This is a genomic window from Acrocarpospora macrocephala (assembly GCF_009687865.1).
GTDB lineage: Bacteria > Actinomycetota > Actinomycetes > Streptosporangiales > Streptosporangiaceae > Acrocarpospora > Acrocarpospora macrocephala.
The window spans coordinates 13305-35166 of the sequence record NZ_BLAE01000014.1; the positions used below are offsets into that span (position 1 = coordinate 13305).

Genomic DNA, 21862 nt, shown 5'->3' on the forward strand with positions numbered 1-21862 from the left:
CGAGGGTTGCGAACAAGCCACTTGCTGCTAGTGCGCATTGCGCAGTACTGTGCGTTGCGTGGATAGCAGTCAGCTTCTCAAGGGTGTGCTTGACGTGGCCGTGCTGGCGGTCCTTCATGAGCGCGACAGCTACGGCTACGACGTGGTCCGGCGGTTGCGTGAGGCAGGGTTGGAGGACGTGGGGGACGCGTCCGTCTATGGCACGCTTCGCCGCCTCTTCAAGGCGGGGGCGCTCACGTCGTATGTGGTGGCCTCGGATGAAGGGCCGCATCGGAAGTATTACGGGCTCAACAGCGTGGGGCGGACCCAGTTGACCGAGTCCGCGGCCACGTGGACGGCTTTCGCCGGGACCATGAACGATCTGCTCAAGGAGGTGCACGCGTGATGAATCCGAACGAGTATGCGCAGGCCGTACGGGACGCGCTCGCCGACCTCCCGGCGGCGGATCTGGAGGAGCTCGTCGAGGATCTGGACGATCACCTGGCGGAGGTGGCGGCCGAGTCCGACGTACCGCTGGAGGAACGGCTCGGGTCGCCGGAGGCGTACGCGGCGGAGTTGCGGGCCGCCTACGGGGGCAGGCCCGAGGATCTGGTCCAGGTGCGGCCGGGTGTGCGCGCCCGGGTGGGGTCCTGGGCGGCCGGGACGGTGGCGCGGGCGCACACGAGGGCGTCGCGGTTCCCGCCCTACCGGCAGCTAGCGGGTTTCATGCCGGACTTACGCCCCGCTTGGTGGGTGCTGCGCGGTTACGCGCTCGGGCTGCTGCTGGTTTCGATCTCGACAGGGACGACGCAGTTCGTGCCGGAGAGCATCGGCGCGTGGCTGTTCACGCTGGCCGCCATCTGGCTGTCGGTATGGATCGGGCGGCGTGCGCGGCAGGGCGGATGGGGGCGTACGTTGCTGGTCGCCGTCAACGTGTTCGCCGGGTTCCTGTTCGTGGGCGGCATGGTGGCCGTCGCCGATTGGAACGGCCAGAGCGAGTTCACCTCGTACGCGCCTGTGGTCCAGGTCGGGATGGGCGGGAGCGAGGTGTACAACATCTACCCGTACGCGAAGGATGGAACCCCGCTCCAGGATGTGCGCCTCTTCGACCAGGACGGCAGACCGATCACCTTAAATCCGGAAATCAACGGATACGTGATAGATCAGCGTTGTCAGGAGGGACCGACGCCTCTCAACGAATACCCGCTGCCGCTGCGGCGTGATCCTTACGTCGCCGCATGGGACCTGAAGAGGGGCATATCGCCGGTGCCCGCACCGGAATCGACCCCATGCGCGACGCCCACTCCGGCACCCACTGACACTGTGACGCCCACGCCCAGTGAGGACAGCCCGACCCCTACGCCTTCGGCTCGTTGAGGCGGACCGGCAACGAGAACAGCCCTCGCATGATCGCGCTCGGCCACCAGGTGAGCTGGTCAGGGTCGGTGGCCAGCGCGAGATCGGGGTAACGCCTGAGCAGGCTGCCGATGGCCACCTCGCCCTCGATCTTGGCCAGGGCCGCGCCGATGCAATAGTGCGGCCCCCGCCCGAACGCCAGATGCGGTACGCCGATCCGGCCCGGCGTGAACGCGTCCGGGTCGGGGAAGGCGTCCGGGTCGCGGTTGGCGGCCAGCAGGGAGATCAGGATCGGCTCGCCCGGGAGTATCTCCTGGCCGCCGATGACCACGGGTTCGATGGGGAAACGCCAGGTCGCGTTCCGTACCGGGCCGTCGTAGCGGAGCATCTCGTCGATGACGTCCGGCAGCAGATCCGGGTCGGCCCGGACGGCGGCCAGCTGCTCCGGATGCCGGAACAGCGCGAGCAGCCCGTTGCCGATCAGCGCGACCGTGGTCTCGTGCCCGGCGATCAGCAGCAGGAACGCGGTCGAGGTCAGCTCGTCGGGCGTGATGTCCGGCCGCCGCACCAGCTCGGTCAGCAGGTCGTCGCCGGGATGGGTACGTTTGCCCGCGACCAGGTCGGCCAGGAACAATTCCAGCGCGTCGGTGGCCTTGGTGATCTCCTCGACAGCCGAGGCGGCCGCGGAGTCGATCACCGAGGCGTGGTGGTGGAACGTGGCCCGATCCGCCTCCGGCACCCCCAGCAGATCGCAGATGATCGCGATCGGCAGCGGATACGCGAGATCGGTGATGAGATCCACCTCGTCCTTGCCCGCCATCGCGGCCAGCAGCGCGTCCGTCACCTCCTGGGTGCGCTCCCGCAGCCCCGCGATCCGCCGCGGCGTGAACGCGGCGCTCACCAGCCGCCGTAACCGGGGATGATCGGGCTGGTCGGCGTTGATCATGTGCCGCGCCAGCGACGGCCGGTGATCCAGCGGCAGCCCCAGACTCGCGGCCCGCCACTCCGGCGACCCCCGCTCCGGATCCTTGGCCAGCGCCGGATGGCTCAGCGCGACAGCCGCGTCCTCATAGCGGGTCACCAGCCACGCCTCACAGCCCGGCAACGGCACCCGAGTCACCGGCGCGTTACGCCGGAGCCAGTCATAGGCGGGGTACGGATCGGCGTCGAACGCGGGTCCGAACATCGGGGGGATAGCCACGCCGCCATTCCTACCCAACTCCTCCCGGAATGGATCACATGATCGCGTGGGAGGCTGGGTTGTATGAGTTGTGTACCTCCGGGGACCGGTTGGCCCGACGATCCCGCTTCGGCGGATACGCCGGTCGCGCGGGATGCGGCGGAGGTGGTGGAGCTCGCGAGCGGGAGCCGTACGCTGCGGGAATTGATGGCTCGGGAGTCGGTTTGTCGGGCTTGCCCTCGGTTGGTGGCGTGGCGGGAGGAGGTCGCGGAGGTCAAGCGGCGGGCGTTCGCGGAGGAGACGTATTGGGGGCGGCCGGTCGCCGGGTGGGGGGATGACGACCCTCGGGTGTTGATTGTCGGGCTTGCTCCGGCGGCGCATGGGGGGAATCGCACGGGGCGGATATTTACCGGGGATCGGAGTGGGGACTGGTTGTTCCGGGCGTTGTATCGGGTTGGGCTGGCCGTACAGGAGACGAGCACGCACGCCGGGGACGGGCAGCGGCTGATCGGCGCCCGGGTGGTGGCGACGGTGCGCTGCGCGCCGCCGGCGAACAAGCCGACGCCGCAGGAGCGGGACGCGTGCGCGCCGTGGCTGCTGCGGGAGCTCGGGTTCACCCGGCCGAAGGTGATCGTCGCGCTCGGGGGGTTCGCGTGGCAGGCGATCTGGCCCGCGCTGCGTTCCGCTGGGTACGCGTTGCCGCCTCGCCGTCCGCCGTTCGGGCATGGAGTCGAGGTCCCGGTCGGGGATGCGGTGCTGCTCGGTTGCTACCACCCGAGCCAGCAGAACACGTTCACCGGCCGCGTCACGGCCGAGATGCTAGAAACGATCTTCAAGAGAGCCCTCGAACTGAGCTCATAGCGTATTCGGGATGCTCTCCGGCAGGAACTCGATGATGGAACGGAACCGGCTGGGAGTGACCGTGCCGAGAGCGAGACCGGCTTCGTGGGCGAGGGCGGTGAGCCTGTCGAGGCTCCGTTCCCGGCCGAGAACGTAGGCGAGCATGCGCAGGTCCATCTCGGTGCTGACGGATTCGCCGTCCTCGGGGCCGGTGTCCTCGATGACGAGGACCTTGCCGTTGGGGCGTGCGGCGTGCGCGCAATTCCGGAGAATGCGGCGCACGTCGTCATCGTCCCAGTCGTGGATCACCCTGGAGAGGATGTAGCCGCCCGCGCCGGGCGGGAGCGGCTCGAAAAAGCTCCCGGTCTGGGTACGGCCGCGATCGGCGAGACCGGCCGCCGCCAAGGCCCGGGCGGCGGTGGCGGCCGGCGATGCGAGGTCCAGCACGGTTCCGCGCAGGGTGGGATGGGCGCGCAGCAAGGCGATCAGCAGCGACCCGTTGCCGCCGCCCACATCGACGACTTCGCCCAGGGCGGACCAGTCGTACGCGGCCGCGACCAATGGCGCCTCGCCGGTCAGCTGGCGGCCCATCAACGCGTCGAAGGACGCGGATCTGTCGGGATGCTCGGCGAGATCCTCCCAGAACCCGCGCCCGAAATGCCGGGGAAAGGCGGGCTCACCGGTGCGAACCGTGTGCAACAGCTCCACCACCGACATGTCGGCATGCCCGACGGCGCCCTCCAGATCGATCCACGCCCGAATACCCTCCGGGTGATCGTCGCGCAGCCACTGCCCCGTATCGGTTAACGCGTAGGTCCCGTCCTCGTCGCGTCGCAGAAATCCAGCGGTGACGAGATGATCCAGCACTCGGACGAGCGGATCGGCCGCTACCGAGAGACGGGCGGCGAGCTCCGGCCCCGAGGTCACTCCCGCGGTGATCGCGTCCGCGACCCGCAGCGTCGCCGCCACCCGCACCGCCATCGGCGTGATCAGGTCGGCCGCCGCCCATAGCGGCCCGCCCCACGCCTGTTCTTGCTCCGTCACCTCAGCCTCCCTTTGCTTGCGATGCACCTCCCGCGCATCGAGTCGGACACGCCGAACCTATCCAGTCGAAACCGAGCCGGCATCCTGCACGGTCGAGCTGGCGGTCCTGCACGGTCGAGCCGGCGGTGAGCTTGTGAAGCGCTTCACAAGTGTGAAGTCCATCACGTCGCGAAATATCAGTCGATCTTCCCCCAGGAAACTCCAGGCCAACGTTGCCTTTCCGGAAATGTCGCCTATGTTGCTGTCAGGGCCGATTGGTGTCGGCCTGGTGGGATGACGTAGGCTTGTGAATGCTTTCACAAGCAATCTGAAGGGCGCCTACGGTGAACCTCAACGCCAAGCACATCCTCATTGTCGGTGGCGGATATGTCGGGATGTACACCGCCCTGCGTCTCCAGCGCACGCTGCGCCGCGAACTCCGGTCCGGCCAGGTGCGTGTCACCCTCATCGACCCGCAGTCGTACATGACCTATCAGCCGTTCCTCCCCGAGGCCGCGGCGGGGAACATCTCCCCGCGCCACGTCGTGGTCCCGCTCCGGCGAGTCCTGCGCGCGACCCGCATCCTCAACGGCCGCGTCTCCAAGATCCACCACGACCACAAGAGCGTCACCTTCGAACCGGTCGCGGGCAACCCCCGCGAGATCGAGTACGACATCCTGGTCATGGCCGCCGGATCGATCTCCCGTACGCTCCCGATCCCCGGCCTGGCCGAAGCCGCCATCGGGTTCAAGACCATCGCCGAAGCGATCACCTTGCGCAACCGCGTCCTGGGCCTGCTCGACCGCGCCGAATCCAGCGACGACCCCGAAGTCCGCCGCCGCGCGCTCACCTTCGTGGTGGTCGGCGGTGGTTTCGCTGGCATCGAGGCGCTCGCCGAGCTGGAGGACATGACCGAGGACGCGATCAAGTACTACCCGACCATCAAGCGCGCGGACCTGCGCTGGGTGCTGATCGAGGCCAGCGACCGGATCCTGCCCGAGGTCGGGCCCGAGATGGGCGAGTGGACCGCGCAGGAACTCCGCGGCCGAGGCATCGAGCTGAAAATGGGCACCATGCTGCAGTCCTGCGAGGGCGGCCTGGTCAAAACCTCCGACGGCGACGAATTCGAATCCGCCACCATCGTCTGGACGGCCGGCGTCAAACCCTCCCCCGTCGTCAACTCCGGCGATCTCCCGCTGGACGAGCGCGGCCGCATCATGACCACCACCCGCCTCACCGTCACCGGCGTCAAGGACGCCTTCTCCGCCGGCGACGTGGCCGGCGTCCCCGACGTCACCAAAGCGGGCGAATACTGCGCCCCCAACGCGCAGCACGCCGTCCGCCAGGCCAAGGTCCTCGGCGACAACATCACCGCCCACCTACGCGGCCGCCCCCTGCGCGTCTACCGCCACCGGTACGCGGGCTCGGTCGCCGGCCTCGGCCTGTACCAGGGCGTCGCCAACGTGTACGGGGTAAAGCTTCGCGGATTCCCAGCGTGGTTCATGCACCGCACGTACCATCTGTCCAGGGTGCCGACGACGAACCGCAAGGTCCGCGTGCTGGTCGACTGGACACTGTCGCTGTTCTTCAAGCGGGAGACCATCTCCCTGGGCGCGATCGAGAACCCACGCCAGGAGTTCAAAGCCGCAGCCGCCACCAACCAGAAGCGCTAACCCGACACCCCCGGGCACGACCGACGAACCCCCCTCCTCGGGCGTCGTGCATCATTTCGCACGCACGCGCGAGAGGGGGCCTACCGAGTGGACCAGCGCCCTCTCCCAACATGCGTTCCCCACGCACACCCGAGAGCGGGCACCCAACCCACGACCTCCACAGCCGACCACGAGGCCCCGTCGGCCATTTCCCACACGCGTCGACACGCGGCCTCTGCGGCCGACCATGGCGCACGGATACGCGCCATTTCCAGCACATGTGGACACGCGACCTCTGCGACCGACCACGAGGCCCCGAGACACCAGCCGGCCGTCTCCGGGATGTGTCGACACGCGACCTCCGCGACCGACCATCTTGCCCTCCCCGGCGTACACACCAGGCCCGGCCGCGCCGGGCAATCCGACCGGCCCAACCCAGGCGAACAAGATTCCCGGGGGTGGGCCGGTCCACTGTGCGCCAGTTTTCGATACCTTTTGACCGTGCATCGCCCTGACCGACCTGAGATCGCCTCGTGAACGAGCTGACCTCACCCCCCGCCCCCTCGCCTGGCACCCCCCACCGAGCGAGCCGCCCGCATGCCCGCCCCCACCATCCCGGCGGCCATCCCCAAGGGCTTTCGTCCCTTTCCTGGCGGTTACTCACAGTTCACCAAGACTGCTCTGAGACCCACCGCCTCCACCACCCTCTCGCCCCCTCCAAAGACCGCATATTCCCCGACAGGGCAACGGATTCCGGCGCCCGACATGCTGTCTAGAAGGGCAAGTTGCGGCGTAAAGTCTCACCAGTTACAGATGTGCGCTCCGTGACGTATGATCGCGGCGCCCCCGTAGCCCAATGGCAGAGGCAAGCCCCTTAAAAGGGCTGTTGTGCGGGTTCGACTCCCGCCGGGGGCACTCTCCGTGACCACTCAAAAACAGCCTGTGACCTGGGGTTTTCCTGGTCACAGGCTTCTTGGCGTCTGATCCGGTTGTGTACGGCCGTGGGCGGAGTTCTACGCTTGATCGGGCCGAATACGGGCCCAAGTTTTCAAGGTCATCAGGCCCCCAGTGCGGCGGCGATTCGCTGCCGAGCGATCTCCTCTTGGCCCGCGAGGACTTCGCATAGACGTTCAGCAGAACGGCGACTGAGTGCCCCGCCCATTCGGCGACCAGGCACCTGGCCCGGCATGCTTAAGCGTCTGTCGCACCCATGATTCGGGGGTCCCTCCGGCCTCCGGCTGGAGGCCCTGCGCGCCTCCCGGTCGGGCACCAGGAGGATGGGCCGCCTGTCGTATGCCAAGGTCGCGGCGGGTCAGGGGCAGCCGGGGCCGGTTGAGGGGTTGGTGCAGGAGTCGGCTCCTGAGCCTCCGTTGTTGTAGTTGGTGCCGCCGTCGCCGTTGAGGGTGTCGTTGCCGCTGCCGCCCCAGTGGATGTCGTCGCCTTCGTTGCCATTGAGGGTGTCGTCGCCGCTGGCGCCGTTCAGGCGGTCGTTGCCGGGGCCTCCGTTGAGGGTGTCCTTGCCCGCGTTGCCGTTGAGGCGGTCGTGGCCCTCGCCGCCGTCGAGGGTGTCGTTGCCGCTGTGGCCGTTGAGGATGTCGTCGCCGGGACCGCCGATGAGGGTGTCGTTGCCGCCGCGGCCGTTGAGGTGGTCGTTGCCGCCCAGGCCGCAGATTACGTCGTCGCCGGGGGTGCCGGATAGCGTGTCGGCTGCGGCGGTTCCGGTGATCGTGCAGGGCGGGGTCGGGGCGATTGCCCAGTCTGGTTGGAAGTCGTGTGCGGGGTTGTTGGTGAGGTTGGTCTGGCTGGTGCCGTTGGGGTTCATGGCGTAGACCTCGAGGTTGCCGTCCCGATCGGTCTGAAAGGCGATCTTGGTGCCGTCTGGCGACCACGCCGGCCAGTCGTCAATGGTGGCGTTGTTGGTGAGGTTGATCTGGCTGGTGCCGTTGGGGTTCATCGCGTAGACCTCGAGGTTGCCGTCCCGATCACTGGGGAAGGCGATCCGGGTGCCGTCCGGCGACCAGGCCGGATGGCTGTCAGTCGCGGCGTTGTTGGTGAGGTTGACCTGGCCGGTGCCGTTGGCGTTCATGGCGTAGACCTCGCCGTTGCCGTCCCGGTTGCTGCGGAAGGCAATCTTGGTTCCGTCCGGCGACCAGGCCGGATCTCCGTCATCCCCAGCGTTGTTGGTGAGGTTGGTCGGCGTGCTGCCGTTGGCTCCCATCACATAGACCTCGGAGTTGCCGTCCCGGTCGCTGCGGAAAGCAATCTTTGTGCCGTCCGGCGACCACGTTGGCGAGCTGTCACTTGCCGCGTTGTTGGTGAGGTTGGTCGGCGCGCTGCCGTCGGCGCCCATCACGTACACATCGAAGTTGCCGCCGCGGTTACTGATAAAGGCGATTTTGGTACCGTCCGGCGACCACGTCGGCTGGCTGTCATTCGCGGCATTGCTGGTGAGACGTGTTTGCCCGGTGCCGTCCGCGTTCATGACGTACACCTCGTAGTCGCCATCCCGCTCGCTACCAAACACGATCTTGCCATTGTCGCCCGGAACCACCGCCCCGGCCGGCCTCGTCTCCACCCCCACAGCCGTGGCCATTGCGGCCACAGCCACGGCCGCCACCGCCCGTACAGAAGACCGCTTAGCGATGCCACACAGTCGCCGCGCACTCACCCACCCGGTGGTGCCCGTCACAGTCGCTTCGTTCATCAATTGCCCCCTACGTGCCATCACAGGGAATCCATGGATAGGGGGGTGATCCACAAGACCATTTCTCGAGGTCACATGGTACGAGTCAAGACAAGCAAGATCGAGGAAGCTGGCGCCTGCGGGACGCGGTGTGGCGCGGCGGTCATGGGCCGCCGCGCCACAGGTGCGGTGTTTCGAGGGTCAGCTTGCGCTGCAGGAGACCGTTGGCCAGGTCGAGTTGCCGTTGCGCTGGATGGTGACGCCCCAGTTGTTGCCGTTGCCGTTGGGTCTGGCGGTTAGGACTTGGGCGCTGGGGTAGCTGGCGCTGATGTTCCAGGTGGCGATGATCTTCGCTGGGGATGGCACGTTCATCGTCACGGTCCAGTTGGTGGAGCCGGAGACCGAGACGTTGAGGTTGTAGCGGTCGCTCCACTGCTGACCTGCGGACAGGGATGCGGTGCAGCTTCCGCCGCCGCCCCCACCACCGCCGCCGCCCCCGCCGCCACCGGTGCCGCCGATCGTGATGTTGGAGTTGCCGCTGCTCTGGTAGCCCTCGGTGGCGAGGATCATGTAGTCATGGCTGCCCAGACTCATTCCCCTGCTGGCCCATGCGTCGAAGTGGTTGCCGCTAGTTATGGTTCCGCCTGTTTTCTTCGACTGCCGGACGCTCCAGTACTGCTGGAAAGTTCTGGTGCCTTCGATGGAGGGCGCGTTGGTGCGCGTCGTCTGGTAGATGTCGTACGTGCCGCCATCGCTGGTAACTGTGCCCTTGAATGTTCCGGTGGGCCGATAAGTGCCCCAGTTGTCGACGATGTAGTACTCGATGAGTGGGTTTCTCGTCCAGCCGTAGAGGGTCAGGTATGCGTTGCCGGACGGGTTGAAGCTGCCGGAATAGGTCACGCTTCTGCGTCCGCCGGTGCTCCAGCCCTTACCTGCAACGAAATTCCCCGTGTTGCTCCATGAGGTGCTGTAATTGCCGCCGGACCCCAGTTCCATGGAGACCGTCCCCTGGCTGTCAGTCCAGAAGGAATAGAAGTAGCCGTTATTGGTGCCGGTCTGGTTTGTGGTGACGGCCGCGTGGGCGATGCCGGGCATCATCGTGACCAGGGCCAGCGCCGCGGCCCAGACGCCGCCGATGAGCAGCCTGGTGCGGCCGCGTCTGCGGCTCTTCGGGTGGGCGGGGGAGTCGTTCATGTGCGTGCTTCTCCTCGTGAAGGCCGGCCGGGGGAGGCCGGGCAGCGCGATACGACCCGACGGGAGCTGTCGGTGGACAGGGTGAGAGCCGCCGCGCGTCGGCGCCGTACAACGCGGCGGAGGTGCCCGGTCGTCGTGTGGTCGACGGCCGGAGGACCAGGTCGGGGCGCGTGACCTGGATCGACAGTGGTTGCGGTCTGTCGATGGTGAAAGTGTGTGTCGACTCCATCGAGCTGTCAACAACTTTCAGAAACATATCGGAAATCTGATCTTGATTGGTGGTTCATTGATGATGCGTTTGGCCTGTTCACTGACCTCTTCTGGACGATCGAGATCGAGGTTGATCGGTAGAGACTTCTTTTGGGTGATCAAAAACGGGCCAGTTGTGCCGAAAGTTGGGCTATATTTCCGAAAGTTTCAGAGAGTCCTCTGATCATGCTGCGCGCGGTGCGATGGGGTAGAGCATGATCGTGGCCGGCCTGTCGTGGCGGATGTCGGCCGCTCGTCCTTGCCACAACCGCGTCAAGAAGGTGGCGTTTGACCGCGCCGTCGCGCTGCTTGCGGATCACTACAAGGCGGAAACTAATGTTCTAAAAACGCCCGTATACGGTCTTTGTAGAGCTCTTTGAGGGGTCATATAGGCGTCTCGCGAAGTCTTCTCCATGTCAGTGATGACCGGCTCCCGATATGTGGAGCCGGTCATTCTCATCTCTGGAAAGAAGCGCAGGATGTCAGAAATCGTGCTGTTGTCGGACCCCAGAATCCGCGACCTCGCCGTCGCTGAATGCGGCGAGCCGCTGGTCGACCTGCGTGCCCAGGGCGGCTTCCGGCTCGACCCACGCCTCGCCGACCCGGCCGGCGCCTTCGCGCACGTACGGCACAGCGTCGCCGACCGCCTGCGGACGGTTCAGGACGGGTTGCCCGGCCAGCTCCGGCTGCTCGTGGTGGAGGGCTATCGCCCGTACCGGCTTCAGGAGCGGTATTTCCAGGAGTCGCTCGACGAGCTGCGCGCGGCGCGGCCGGGCTGGACCGAGGGGCAACTCCGCGCCGAGACGGCCCGTTACATCTCGCCGCCCGAGGTCGCGCCGCACGTGGCCGGAGCCGCCGTCGACCTGACCCTCTGCACACCGGACGGTACGGAACTCCCCATGGGCACCGAAGTCAACGCCACCCCGGTGGGCACGGAAGGCCCCTGCTACACCGATTCCCCGGACATCTCCCCAGCGGAGCGAAAGAACCGCCAGATCCTCATCGACGCCCTCACCGCGTCAGGCTTCGTCAACTACCCCACCGAGTGGTGGCATTGGTCCTACGGCGACCGCTACTGGGCTTTCGTCACCGGAACCGCCACCGCCATGTACGGCCCCGCCCGCCAGTAACGACTCACCACGGCAGGTCGAGCCGCGCGGGCGCCCCACCCGCCCCGGTCAACTCGGCGAGCTCCCGCGCCTCGTACCGGCGGAACATCTCGATCGCCTGCTCCCGTACCACCTCGGCCTGGCCGGAGTCCCCGGCCAGGTCCAGCGCGGTGGCAAGATCGCGCCTGGCCCTGGCCGCGGGCAGCGGCGTGCCCAGCGCGTCGGACAGCGCGATGGCCGCGGCCAGCTCCGTCCGGGCCTCCACCAGCCGTCCCCCGGCCAGATGCAACTCGCCGATGGTGCGGAGCAGCAACGCCTGCCCCCACCGGTCGAGCTGGCCACGGCAAACCTCCAGCGCCTCCTCCAGCGGCGCGAGCATGGCCTCCCCCCGCCCCAGCCTGATCCGGGTCTTGGCCAGGGCCTGCACGCCGTACGCGGCCATGAACTGGTCGCCGAGCTCGTGGAACATCCGCAGCGCGGCCTCGCACGCCTGCTCGGCCCGCGCATGATCGCCGACCGCCCGGTAGGCCAGCCCGATCGTGCGCACGGTCAGCGCCTCCCCGCGCCTGCTCCCCACCCGCCGGTACGCCGCCAGCGCCTCGGCCAGCAACGGCGGCAGCCGGTCGAAGTCGCCGAGCTCCAGGTGCACGGTGGCCGACAGCCGCGCCGCGTGCCCGATGGCGGCGTCGTCGCCGAGCGTACGGAAGATCTCGACCGCCCGGCCGAGGTGGGTGAGCGCCTCCCGCAGCCGGCACTGCTCCCGGCGCGCGTTGCCCATCCCGGCCAGGACGGCGGCTTCGCCCCGGACGTCGCCCGCCGCCGCGTACCGGGACAGGGCCTGCTCGTAGTAGGTGGTCGCATCCTCGTAGCGGTCCATCTCGTAGTAGATCTGCCCGTGCGCGGCCAGCAGCGTGGCCTCGCCCATCTGGTTCCCTGACCGGCGGGCGGCGGCGAGCGCGGCGTCGTGGCTGCGGCTCCACTCGGCCAGCCGGGAGCCGACGAAGAACACCGAGAAGGAGAGCGCGACCGACAGGTCGCAGGCGGCCACGTCCAGGTCCATCCCGGCGGCTCGCTCGACCGCCGCGATGAGGGCCGGCGTCTCCGCCTCCAGCCACGCCACCGGATCGGACGGCAGCCGCCTGACCAGGTCGTCGTCGACCGGGCGTGCGGTGCTGTACTCGCGGCGGAGCGGGATCTCGCCGGGCGGGGTACGTTCGGCGATCCGCGAGATCAGGAACACCCAGTTGCCCAGCACGCGCCCGACCGCCGCCCGCAGGTCCGCCTCCGACTCCTCCTGCTGGGCCCGCTCCCTGGCGTACACCCGGAGCAGTTCGTGCAGCCGGTAGCGGACCTGGCCGACCGCGTCGACCGCGACGAAGTCCAGCAGTTGCGCGTCGACCAGCCGTTCCACCACGTCCTCGGCGGCGCGCGGCGGCAGGTCGAGCAGGGGCGCGGCGATCCAGGCCGGGAAGTCGGGGCCGCCCAGCACCGCCAGCCGCCGGAACGCCGCCTTGGCCTCCTCATCCAGCAACCGGTAGCTGAAGGCGACGCTGGAGCGCACCTCCAGATCACCGGCGGACAGCTCGTCCAGCCGCCAGCGCTCGTCGCTCAGCCGGTCGACCAGCACGCTCAACGGCCAGTGGCGACGCGTGTTCAGCCGCCCCCCGGCCGTACGCACGGCCAGCGGTAACCCCCCGCAGAGCCGCACGATCTCGCCTGCGGCCGCACGTTCCGCCGCAACCCGATCGGAGCCGACGATCCCGGCGAGCAGGTCCAAGGCAGCCGGCTCAGCCATGACCTCCAGGTCAATCGCCCGAGCTCCGCCCAGACCAGGGAACCTGCCCCGCGCGGTGACCAGGACCGCGCAGCCCCTCCCGGCGGGCAGCAGCGGCCGGACCTGCCGCTCGGAGCGCGCGTCGTCGAGCACCACCAGCACCCGCCGCTGGGACAGCAGGCTCCGGTAGAGATCGAGCCGATCCTGGAACGAATCCGGCAGCGAGCCGGGCTCCACCCCAAGCGCGCGCAGGAAGCGGGCCAGCACCTCCTCAGGCCCGGCGGGCAGATCGGTGCACCCGCGCATGTCCGCGAAGAGCTGTCCATCCGGGTACGCCCCTGACACCGCGTGCGCCACGAACACGGCCAGCGCGGACTTGCCCACCCCGCCCTTCCCGCAGATCACGAAGACCGGCGGCGCGTTCCCCGCCACCACGAGCCCGTCCACGATCTCGCCGACCAGCTCCTCCCGGCCGGTGAAGTCGGGCACGCTGGGCGGGAGCTGGGCGGGGATCACCGCGCGCCCCTGCGCCTCGGCTATGGTCACCGGCGGGCTTTCCTGGGCGAGAGGCTCGCCGCGGAGGATCGTCGCGTGCAAGCGTTGCAGGTCAGGGCCGGGGTCGAGGCCGAGTTCCGCGGCGAGTGCCCGCCTCCCCTCGTGGTAGACGGCCAGTGCCTCGCTCTGGCGGCCGAGGCCGTACAGGGCGGTCATCAGCTGGCCGCGGGCGCGCTCGCGCAGCGGATGCGCGCCGACCAGCGCGGTGAGCTCGGCCACGGTCGCGCCGTAGCGGCCCAGGAGCAGTTCGGCGGCGACCCGCTCCTCGGTCACCTCCAGGCGCTTGTGGTCCAGGGCGGCGGCCTCGGTCCGCAGGGCCTCGCCGATCCCGCCCAGCGAGTCGCCGTGCCACAACTTCAGGGCGTCGCCGAACGCCTGCGCCGCCTCGTCCGCGCGTCCGGCGCGGGCGGCCGAGCGGCCCTCGCCGACCAGCCGGTCGAACACCAGCTGGTCCAGCTGGTCCTCGCGCAGCTGGAGCAGGTAGCCGGGCGGGCGGGTCTCGATCACCTCGGGCTGGCCGGGGACGGTCAGGCCGCGCCGGAGGGTGGAGACGTAGGTCTGGATGGACGCCCGCGCCGACCCGGGCGGCCGTTCGTCCCAGAGCAGGTCGATCAGCCGGTCCGCCGACACGACCCGGGGGAACTCCAGCAGCAGCGCCGCGAGCAGAGCCCGGGGTTTCGGCCCGCCCAGCGGCACCCGCCGCCCACCGTGCCAGGCCTCAACCGGGCCAAGGACCCGAAACTCCATCAGACGCTCCCGAGATATCCCATGCGCGATGGCAGGGAACAATGATCGCGTCATGCCCCGATCTTGGCTACCTGACCACCGGCTCCCGGCGTGCTCACCTTCATCGAAGAATCGCCGGGAACTTCGCCAGGGGTTGGCGCGTTGGGCGATGTGGTGTAGTGGCTGCTCTTGCGGGAGCCTCGTTCACAAGGGAGCATGGCACTACGCTGATCATGTAGCCCGCTTCGTGGAGGAATGGTGGAGAGCAGGAACCCGATATTTAGTCGGCGGGGGAGCGTCGGCCAGCAGGGCTGGTCGGGACCCGCGCCGAGTCCTCAGCAGCTGAACGAGATGTACAACGCGCCGTCGTACGCGCCGCCGACGATTTCGCGGACCATGACGATGGACGACGTCGTCATGAAGGGCTTCATCGTCCTTGGGGTGATCCTCGCTACGGCCGGTACTTCCTGGTACCTGGGCTGGGGGATCGGGATCGGGGTCGGGGCCGCGCTGGTGGCCCTCGTGCTCGGATTGATCGTTTCCTTCACCCAGCGGCCGAATCCGGCGCTGGTGCTGGGTTACGCGGCCTTCGAGGGCGTGTTCCTCGGGGTGATCAGTAACTTCTTCGAGGCCCGCTACCCCGGGATCGTGTTGCAGGCCGTGATCGGCACGATGATGGCCTTCCTCGGCACGCTCGCGGTCTACTCGCTGAAGATCTTCCGGCCGACGCCGAAGTTCACCAAGTTCGTGATCGGCGCGGCGATCGCCGCGGTCGGTCTGATCCTGGTGAATCTCATCGCGAGTTTCTTCGTGGACGGCGGGCTCGGGCTGCGGTCCGGCGGGCCGCTGGCGATCGCGTTCAGCGTCGGCATGATCCTGCTGGGCTGCTTCTTCCTGCTCCTCGACTTCGACCAGATCAACGAGGGCGTGCGGGCCGGGGTGCCGGAGAAGTTCTCCTGGCTGATGGCCTTCGGCCTGGCGCTCAGCCTGGTCTGGATCTACCTGGAGGTCCTGCGGCTGCTGAGCTACTTCAGCGGCGACGACTGATCGTCGCGGCGTAAGCCGTACCAGAACAGGCGCCTTCCGGGAGTTCCGGGGGGCGTCTTGTTTTTAGGTCAAGAGATACCCACGGCAACGAATGATCAACATCTCGTAACGAATGGATGTCTAATGGGGTCTTGTCAAGCCCCGATGAGTGAGGCAGTGTCAACCAAAAGGAGCCTTACCCGTGGAGGTGCCCATGTCGTTGAACCACTCACCGGAGACACAGACAAAGCTGATCGCGCGCGTCCCATCCATTACCGGTCGCGAACTCCCAGAGTGGTTTCAAGCCATCGACAACGGCCCGGCTTTCCTGCGCTGCGACGAGCGCGCAAACTGGCTCGCGGATGAGCACGGGCTGACCCACGGCTACGCTGCCGCCATCGTGCTGGAGCACGAGCGCCGGCGCCGCGGCCACTTCTTCTAGAAACACCTGCTTCGCGCCCGTGCCGGTCACCGGTGCGGGCGCTTGATCGTTCCAGCATGATGGACGGCATGGATGCAGCGAAAGCTCTCGAATTCGTCCGCGCCAACCATCGTGCCGTCCTGATGACCTGGCACGCGGATGGCCGTCCGCAGATGTCGCCGGTGACGGTGGGCGCCGACGCCGAAGGTCGCGTGGTGATCAGCACCCGCGAGACCGCCGTCAAAACGCGAAATGTCCGGAAAAATCCGCAGGTGTTCCTGACGGTGATGAACGATGGGTTCTACGGCCCCTGGGTGCAGGTCGAGGGGACCGCCGACGTCCTGTCGCTGCCGGATGCCATGGAACCCCTGGTCGCCTACTACCGGGACATCAGCGGCGAACACCCCGACTGGGACGACTACCGCGCCGCCATGGAGCAGGACCGGCGCGTCCTGATCCGGGTACGGATCACCAAAGCCGGTCCCGACTTCCAAGGCTGAGCACGACAAGCTGAGCACCTCTGCGCAACGAACCGCCGACTCGCCAGGCATTCTGGCGACGCCGGGGGAATGCCGACCGAGCAGGGCCGAATGAATGGCCAGCTTGCCAGGCATTCTGGCGCCGCCAGGGGAATGCGGACTGAGCTGGGTCAGCTGAGCCGCTCCAGGATCATGGCCATGCCCTGCCCGCCGCCCACGCACATGGTCTCCAGGCCGATCGCCTTGTCGTGGAACTGCAGGCTGTTGATCAGTGTCGAGGTGATGCGCGCCCCGGTCATCCCGAACGGATGCCCCACCGCGATCGCGCCGCCGTTCACGTTCAGCCGGTCCAGGTCGATCCCGAGCTCCTGGTAGGACGGGATGACCTGGGCCGCGAACGCCTCGTTGATCTCGACCAGGTCGACGTCCCCGATGGCCATCCCGGCCCGCGCCAGCGCCCGCCGGGAAGCCTCCACCGGCCCAAGCCCCATGATCTCCGGCGACAGACCGGTCACCCCGGTCGACACCACCCGGGCCAGCGGCGTGATGCCCAGCTCCGCGGCCTTGGTGTCGCTCATCACGACCACGGCCGCCGCGCCGTCGTTGAGCGGGCAGCAGTTGCCCGCGGTGACCGTGCCGTCCGGCCGGAACACCGGCTTCAGCTGGGACACCGCCTCATACGTGGTGCCCGCCCGCGGCCCGTCGTCCTTGCTGATCACGGTCCCGTCGGGCAGCGTCGCCGGGGTGATGTCCCGCTCCCAGAAGCCGTTGGCCAGCGCCTTCTCGGCCAGATTCTGGGACCGTACCCCGAATTCGTCCTGCTCCTTGCGGGACACCGACCGGAGCGAGGCCACGTTCTCCGCGGTCTGCCCCATCGCGATGTAGACATCGGGCAGCAGCCCGTCCTCGCGCGGATCGTGCCACACCCCGGCCCCGCCCGCGGCGGCCGCGTCGGTACGGCCCTTCGCGTCCAGGAACACGCTGTTCATGGCGTCAGGCAGGTCGGCCGCCCCACTACCGTATCGGGACACGCACTCGACCCCGGCCGACACGAAGATGTCGCCCTCCCCGGCTTTGATCGCGTGGAATGCCATCCGCGTGGTCTGCAACGACGACGAGCAGTAGCGCTGGACGGTCGTCCCCGCCACCCCGTCCAGCCCGAGCCGCACCGCGACCACCCGGGCGATGTTGAATCCCTGCTCCCCGGCCGGCTGGCCGCAGCCGACCATGATGTCGTCGATCGTGGCAGGATCCAGCTGCGGGACCTTCGCCAGCGCGGCGCTGATCATCTGTACGGTCAGGTCGTCCGGACGGATGTCCTTGAGCGACCCCTTGAAGGCGCGGCCGATCGGCGAGCGCGCGGTCGCGACGATGACTGCCTCGGGCATGTGGCTCTCCTGGGGTTGTACGGCTGGGGCTCCCTTCGGAGGTTACCGCGCAGTAAAAATGAAGCCACACCCGGCCCAGAACTTTGTACGGTTACCCGTACATCCCCGGAGCCGTCGCCGCCTCGTCCTTGATCGCGTGCAGTGCGCCCTTCTCGTCCCGCCACAGCCGCCACCCGCCCTGGCTCCCGGTGAACCACGACGGCGGCGCGCCGGCCCCCGCCACCCGCTTGCCGGTCGCCAGATCGAACTCGCACAGCGCCGCGATCGAGTAGAAACCGGGCGTGACGTTCCCGGCCAGCTTCAGCGGCTGCGGATCGGTGACGCAGAACGACCACGCCTTGAGACCCTTCACCTCGGCCTTCTGGCCGCTCGCCAGGTCGTATGCCGCGCTCGGGGTGTTGTGCTGGAGGAAGCCCAGCTTGTCCATCCTCGGGGGAAACGCCAGCCACCATCCGGACCCGGGCACCTGGGTCGCGGTGATCTGCCCGAGCACCCGCCCGCTCTCCCCGTCCAGCCGGGCGAACCCGCCATACTGCCCCTGCTGGTCGACCGGCCGCACCACCGGCGCGTACGCCGGATTGCCGCTCGGATACACCCGCACCACGGACGGCCGCATCCAGTCCACCATCCCGTCGGACAGCCGCACCGAGAACAGCCCGAACGTGGACGTCTTCTTGCTCCGCTGGTTCGTATAAGGCGCGACATACCCCACCAGTTTGTCCCCGGTGGCCCCGAACGCCCACCCACCGGACAGATCGATGCCCTCGCCCAGTGCCTGCTCGATCGGCAGCTGCCACTGCGCCTTGCCGGTCTTCAGCTCGTACGCCTCCAGCACCGGATTGGCCGCCAGCCGCAGCACCACGACCCGGTTCTGATCCGACCACTCGACCTCGGCGATCCCCGGCAGCCGCCACAGCATCTTGCCGGTCTGCGGATCCAGCACCACCATCCGCGCCCCCGCCAGCGCCGTGTGCTCCGACAGGCACAGGTAAGGCCCGCACCGCTGCGGCCCGAACGTCGAGTGGACCGGCCGGGCCCACTTCTGCTGCCCGGTCTTCGCGTCCCGCACCGACAGCGTCGCGTTCCATTTGCCCTGCTTGGTGGGATCGACGGCCGCCACCACGGCGTGACCCGCGCCGGTCTCCACGGTCGCGGGCGTCTGCACCCCCATCCCGGGCAGCCGCCCGGCCATCGTGGCCGGGTAGGCCCACAACTTCTTGCCGCTGGCCAGATCGAGCGCCACCGTCTCCAGCGTCCCGTCCGGACGCATCGAGGTGGTCGCCGCCACCCCCGCCCCGGTCGACACCCGGCTGACCACGTTCACCTGGGTGTTCTGCCAGGCCGGGAAGGTGGAGGCCGCATCGCTGCCGGAGCACGCCACTAGTGCTCCGTTGGCCAGCAGGGCGAGCGCGAGAGCATTAGGCCGGATCATTTCACTCCTCCAGGGGGTGACGGTCCGGACGCGGAAGGTGACCGGTCCTAGGCGTTGCCGGGCATCGGCCCGTGCCTCCGGCGGAGCAGGGCCGCCCACCGTCCGTGGGGGCCGACCGCTCGGCCGGCGACGCGGGTCGCCGTGACCTCGGTGCCGGGTTCCTCCACGGCCATCGCCGCCAGAAGGTATTGCGAGCCTTCGACGCGCTCGGGTTCCGGTTCTGGCCACAACCCCAACGCGGCGCATACAGACGGTAGCACCGTGTAAGCGGCCTGTAGGTAGCCTCGGTCAGATGGATGGAATCGATCGGGTCCGAACATCTCTGCCGGGTATGTCATGAATTCCGGTCCGAGCAGGTCGGCGAAGGCCACCGTGCGCCCGCCCGCCTCGACCACGGCCACGGTCTGCGCGGCCGCGAGCTGCCGGCTCCACCGCCGGGTCACCCACCGCAACGGCTGCGCGATCGGTCGCACTGTCCCCAGATCCGGACATGTCCCGACAACGACTTCGCATCCCTCCTCCCTGAGGCGCCGCACCGCCTTCTGCAGATGCCGTACGGCCTGAGCCGGCGGCGTCTGCGTGGTCACGTCGTTGGCCCCGATGAAGATCACCGCAATCTCCGGGTGAGCCTGGAGCGCCCGGTCCACCTGCACGGCCAGATCGGCGGAGGCGGCGCCGGACTGCCCCGCCACGGTCAGCCGGACCGGGCGTTCGGCCACCGCGGCCAGGCCGTTGGCGATGCTCACGCCCGGGGTGTGGGCCGGGGTGGTGGTGCCGAGGCCGACCGAGGTGGAGTCGCCCAGCATCGCCAGCCGGATAGGCTGGCCAGGGAAGTCGGCGCCGTACAGGCCGTCGGACGGCGGGCCGTCCAGGCCGTGGGGCTGGCCGACGATCCGGCGGGCCAGCAGGGCTTCGGCGAAGAGCAGGCCGTAGGCGGCGGCGCCCAGCGCGGTCAGGCCACCACCGCCGACCACGGCCGCGGTGGCGATGCGGCGCGCGGCTCTGACCGCTCCCGGAGTCCAGATCACACCAGCCTCCCCCATATACGGTGTGAGACAGAAACTAGCCGAGTCCTGGCCACCCCCTCGGGACCCCGGCTACCGGCAGGCTGACAAAGCTTCGGCAAAACGCTCCAGTACAAAAGGTGGTTCTCGCGGTGCGCGTACACGATTCGCTGATCGAGTTGATGGGCAACACCCCGCTCGTACGGCTGCGCAAGGTTGCGGCGGGCGCTCCCGCCCAGGTTCTGGCCAAGGTGGAGTATTTCAACCCCGGTGGCTCGGTGAAGGACCGCATCGCGGTGCGGATGGTCGAGGCGGCCGAGAAGAGCGGCGCGCTCGTTCCCGGCGGCACGATTGTCGAGCCTACCTCGGGGAACACCGGGGTCGGGCTGGCCATCGTGGCGCAGGAGCGAGGGTACAAGTGCCTGTTCGTCTGCCCGGACAAGGTGGCCCAGGACAAGATCGCGGTGCTCCGGGCGTACGGGGCGGAGGTCGTCGTGTGCCCGACCGCGGTGTCGCCCGATCATCCGGATTCGTACTATTCGGTGTCGGATCGGCTGGCGCGGGATGTGCCGAACGCGTGGAAGCCGGATCAGTACTCGAATCCGGAGAATCCGGCCAGTCACTACTATTCGACCGGGCCTGAGCTGTGGGAGCAGACCGACGGGCGGATCACGCATTTCGTCGCGGGCATCGGGACCGGCGGGACGATCAGCGGGACCGGGCGGTTCCTCAAGGAGGTGTCCGGCGGGCGGGTCCAGGTGATCGGGGCCGATCCGGAAGGGTCGGTGTATTCCGGCGGAACCGGGCGGCCATACCTGGTGGAAGGGGTCGGGGAGGACATCTGGCCGGCCACCTACGACACCACGATCTGCGACGAGATCATCGCCGTCTCGGACAAGGACTCGTTCGGGATGACCCGGCGGCTGGCCCGCGAGGAAGCCCTGCTGGTGGGCGGTTCGTGCGGGATGGCCGTGGTCGCGGCGCTGCGCGTGGCCGAGCGGGCCGGACCCGACGACATCGTGGTGGTCCTGCTGCCGGACAGCGGCCGCGGCTACCTGTCCAAGATCTTCAACGACGAGTGGATGGCCGACTACGGCTTCCTGTCCACCGCCGACGACGAGGGCATGGTCCGCGACGTACTCAGCCGCAAAACCGGCGTCCTCCCCGAATTCGTCCACGTCCACCCGCACGAATCGGTCGGTACGGCTATCGCGATCATGCGCGAGTACAGCGTCTCCCAACTCCCCGTCATGAAGGAGGAACCCCCGGTGATGGCCGCCGAAGTGGTCGGCTCCATCGTCGAACGCGACCTCTTGGACGGCCTCTACCGCGGCAAAGTCCGCGCCGAGGACCCCCTGGGCGACCACATGTCCGCCCCCCTCCCCATGATCGGCTCCGGCGAACCAGTAGCCCGCGCAGTCGACGCCCTAGAAAAAGCCGACGCCGCCGTAGTCCTAGACGACGGCAAACCCATCGGCCTCCTCACCCGCCAGGACCTCCTAACCTTCCTCGCAACCCACTAGGACATAGCACTCTTGGCGCCGGGACGGCGAAAACCGTCACCGGCGGGGAGCGGGGGCGGAAGCCCTGGGAACGGCGGGAGGTAGGGCGGAAGCCCGGAAACGGCGGCAGGTGGGGCGGAAGCCCGGAAGCGTCGGGAGGTGGGGCGCTAGCCCCGGAAACGGCGGAGGGTGGGGCAGAAGCCCTGGAAGCAAATCGCCGTGGTTGTGATTCCGTTGGGGCAGCCACGGCGTCGGCGGGGTCGGGCGGAGCCCGAGGGAAATCAAAAGGG

The 21862-nt window shown here is 68.4% G+C and carries 18 protein-coding genes and 1 tRNA gene; 11 read left to right on the forward strand and 8 right to left on the reverse strand.

What is annotated here, in order from left to right; all coding sequences use genetic code 11:
- The first annotated feature begins 58 nt into the window (after positions 1 to 58).
- Both Amac_RS13595 and Amac_RS13600 read left to right on the forward strand, forming a co-directional pair.
- Positions 59 to 385 (forward strand): PadR family transcriptional regulator, encoded by a 327-nt coding sequence (locus Amac_RS13595; protein ID WP_155354733.1) that lies wholly within the window; start codon positions 59 to 61, stop codon positions 383 to 385.
- The gene (locus tag Amac_RS13600) at positions 385 to 1356 is read left to right on the forward strand and encodes an HAAS signaling domain-containing protein (protein WP_373869817.1); all 972 of its coding nucleotides are present in this window, start codon (positions 385 to 387) and stop codon (positions 1354 to 1356) included. Before Amac_RS13595 ends, Amac_RS13600 begins: the two co-directional genes overlap by 1 nt.
- Here the strand turns inward: Amac_RS13600 and Amac_RS13605 are convergent.
- Complete coding sequence (locus tag Amac_RS13605; protein WP_246268302.1) at positions 1337 to 2536, reverse strand: cytochrome P450 family protein; 1200 nt, start codon at positions 2534 to 2536, stop codon at positions 1337 to 1339. The genes Amac_RS13600 and Amac_RS13605 overlap by 20 nt on opposite strands.
- 225 nt (positions 2537 to 2761) lie before the next feature.
- Between Amac_RS13605 and Amac_RS13610 the strand changes: the two genes are divergently transcribed.
- Positions 2762 to 3376 (forward strand): uracil-DNA glycosylase, encoded by a 615-nt coding sequence (locus Amac_RS13610; protein ID WP_281356284.1) that lies wholly within the window; start codon positions 2762 to 2764, stop codon positions 3374 to 3376.
- On the opposite strand, the gene Amac_RS13615 is transcribed toward Amac_RS13610, so the two are convergent.
- Positions 3371 to 4399, reverse strand: a complete 1029-nt coding sequence (locus Amac_RS13615; RefSeq protein ID WP_155354736.1) for a methyltransferase — start codon at positions 4397 to 4399, stop codon at positions 3371 to 3373. The genes Amac_RS13610 and Amac_RS13615 overlap by 6 nt on opposite strands.
- Positions 4400 to 4722: 323 nt before the next feature.
- Between Amac_RS13615 and Amac_RS13620 the strand changes: the two genes are divergently transcribed.
- Together Amac_RS13620 and Amac_RS13625 are read left to right on the forward strand one after the other, a co-directional pair.
- A complete protein-coding gene (locus Amac_RS13620) occupies positions 4723 to 6051 on the forward strand; it encodes an NAD(P)/FAD-dependent oxidoreductase (protein WP_155354737.1) in 1329 nt (442 codons plus the stop codon).
- Positions 6052 to 6872: 821 nt separating this feature from the next.
- A tRNA-Leu gene (locus tag Amac_RS13625) sits at positions 6873 to 6945 on the forward strand.
- A gap of 397 nt (positions 6946 to 7342) precedes the next feature.
- Here Amac_RS13625 and Amac_RS13630 read toward each other — a convergent pair.
- A complete protein-coding gene (locus Amac_RS13630; RefSeq protein ID WP_170322472.1) occupies positions 7343 to 8638 on the reverse strand; it encodes a DUF5050 domain-containing protein in 1296 nt (431 codons plus the stop codon).
- Between the two features lie 276 nt (positions 8639 to 8914).
- Entirely contained in the window at positions 8915 to 9907 is a 993-nt protein-coding gene (gene xynA / locus Amac_RS13635; RefSeq protein ID WP_155354739.1) for an endo-1,4-beta-xylanase XynA, read from the reverse strand.
- 464 nt (positions 9908 to 10371) lie between these two features.
- Here xynA and Amac_RS13640 point away from each other — a divergent pair, with 464 nt between their 5' ends.
- Both Amac_RS13640 and Amac_RS13645 read left to right on the forward strand, forming a co-directional pair.
- Positions 10372 to 10536 carry a hypothetical protein gene (locus Amac_RS13640; protein ID WP_155354740.1) on the forward strand — a complete coding sequence of 55 codons (165 nt, stop codon included), beginning with the start codon at positions 10372 to 10374 and terminating at the stop codon, positions 10534 to 10536.
- 99 nt (positions 10537 to 10635) lie between these two features.
- Positions 10636 to 11286, forward strand: a complete 651-nt coding sequence (locus Amac_RS13645) for a M15 family metallopeptidase (protein WP_155354741.1) — start codon at positions 10636 to 10638, stop codon at positions 11284 to 11286.
- A gap of 4 nt (positions 11287 to 11290) precedes the next feature.
- Here the strand turns inward: Amac_RS13645 and Amac_RS13650 are convergent, their stop codons facing one another.
- Positions 11291 to 14341, reverse strand: a complete 3051-nt coding sequence (locus Amac_RS13650; RefSeq protein ID WP_155354742.1) for an AfsR/SARP family transcriptional regulator — start codon at positions 14339 to 14341, stop codon at positions 11291 to 11293.
- Between the two features lie 234 nt (positions 14342 to 14575).
- Between Amac_RS13650 and Amac_RS13655 the strand changes: the two genes are divergently transcribed.
- The 3 genes from Amac_RS13655 to Amac_RS13665 all read left to right on the forward strand — a co-directional run bounded on the left by Amac_RS13655 (position 14576) and on the right by Amac_RS13665 (position 16267).
- Complete coding sequence (locus Amac_RS13655; RefSeq protein ID WP_155354743.1) at positions 14576 to 15367, forward strand: Bax inhibitor-1/YccA family protein; 792 nt, start codon at positions 14576 to 14578, stop codon at positions 15365 to 15367.
- Between the two features lie 193 nt (positions 15368 to 15560).
- The gene (locus Amac_RS13660; protein ID WP_155342170.1) at positions 15561 to 15788 is read left to right on the forward strand and encodes a DUF4287 domain-containing protein; all 228 of its coding nucleotides are present in this window, start codon (positions 15561 to 15563) and stop codon (positions 15786 to 15788) included.
- Positions 15789 to 15856: 68 nt separating this feature from the next.
- Positions 15857 to 16267, forward strand: coding sequence for a PPOX class F420-dependent oxidoreductase (locus Amac_RS13665; RefSeq protein WP_155354744.1), 411 nt, complete (start codon positions 15857 to 15859; stop codon positions 16265 to 16267).
- A gap of 149 nt (positions 16268 to 16416) precedes the next feature.
- Here the strand turns inward: Amac_RS13665 and Amac_RS13670 are convergent, their stop codons facing one another.
- The 3 genes from Amac_RS13670 to Amac_RS13680 form a co-directional block, all read right to left on the reverse strand.
- Positions 16417 to 17634, reverse strand: a complete 1218-nt coding sequence (locus Amac_RS13670; RefSeq protein ID WP_155354745.1) for an acetyl-CoA C-acetyltransferase — start codon at positions 17632 to 17634, stop codon at positions 16417 to 16419.
- Between the two features lie 91 nt (positions 17635 to 17725).
- Positions 17726 to 19066 carry an outer membrane protein assembly factor BamB family protein gene (locus tag Amac_RS13675; protein ID WP_155354746.1) on the reverse strand — a complete coding sequence of 447 codons (1341 nt, stop codon included), beginning with the start codon at positions 19064 to 19066 and terminating at the stop codon, positions 17726 to 17728.
- Between the two features lie 47 nt (positions 19067 to 19113).
- Positions 19114 to 20094, reverse strand: coding sequence for an SGNH/GDSL hydrolase family protein (locus Amac_RS13680; RefSeq protein WP_246268304.1), 981 nt, complete (start codon positions 20092 to 20094; stop codon positions 19114 to 19116).
- Between the two features lie 128 nt (positions 20095 to 20222).
- On the opposite strand from Amac_RS13680, the gene Amac_RS13685 reads away from it, so the two are divergent.
- Positions 20223 to 21593: a cystathionine beta-synthase gene (locus tag Amac_RS13685; protein ID WP_155354748.1), complete on the forward strand. Its 1371-nt coding sequence runs from the start codon at positions 20223 to 20225 to the stop codon at positions 21591 to 21593.
- Positions 21594 to 21862: the final 269 nt, after the last annotated feature.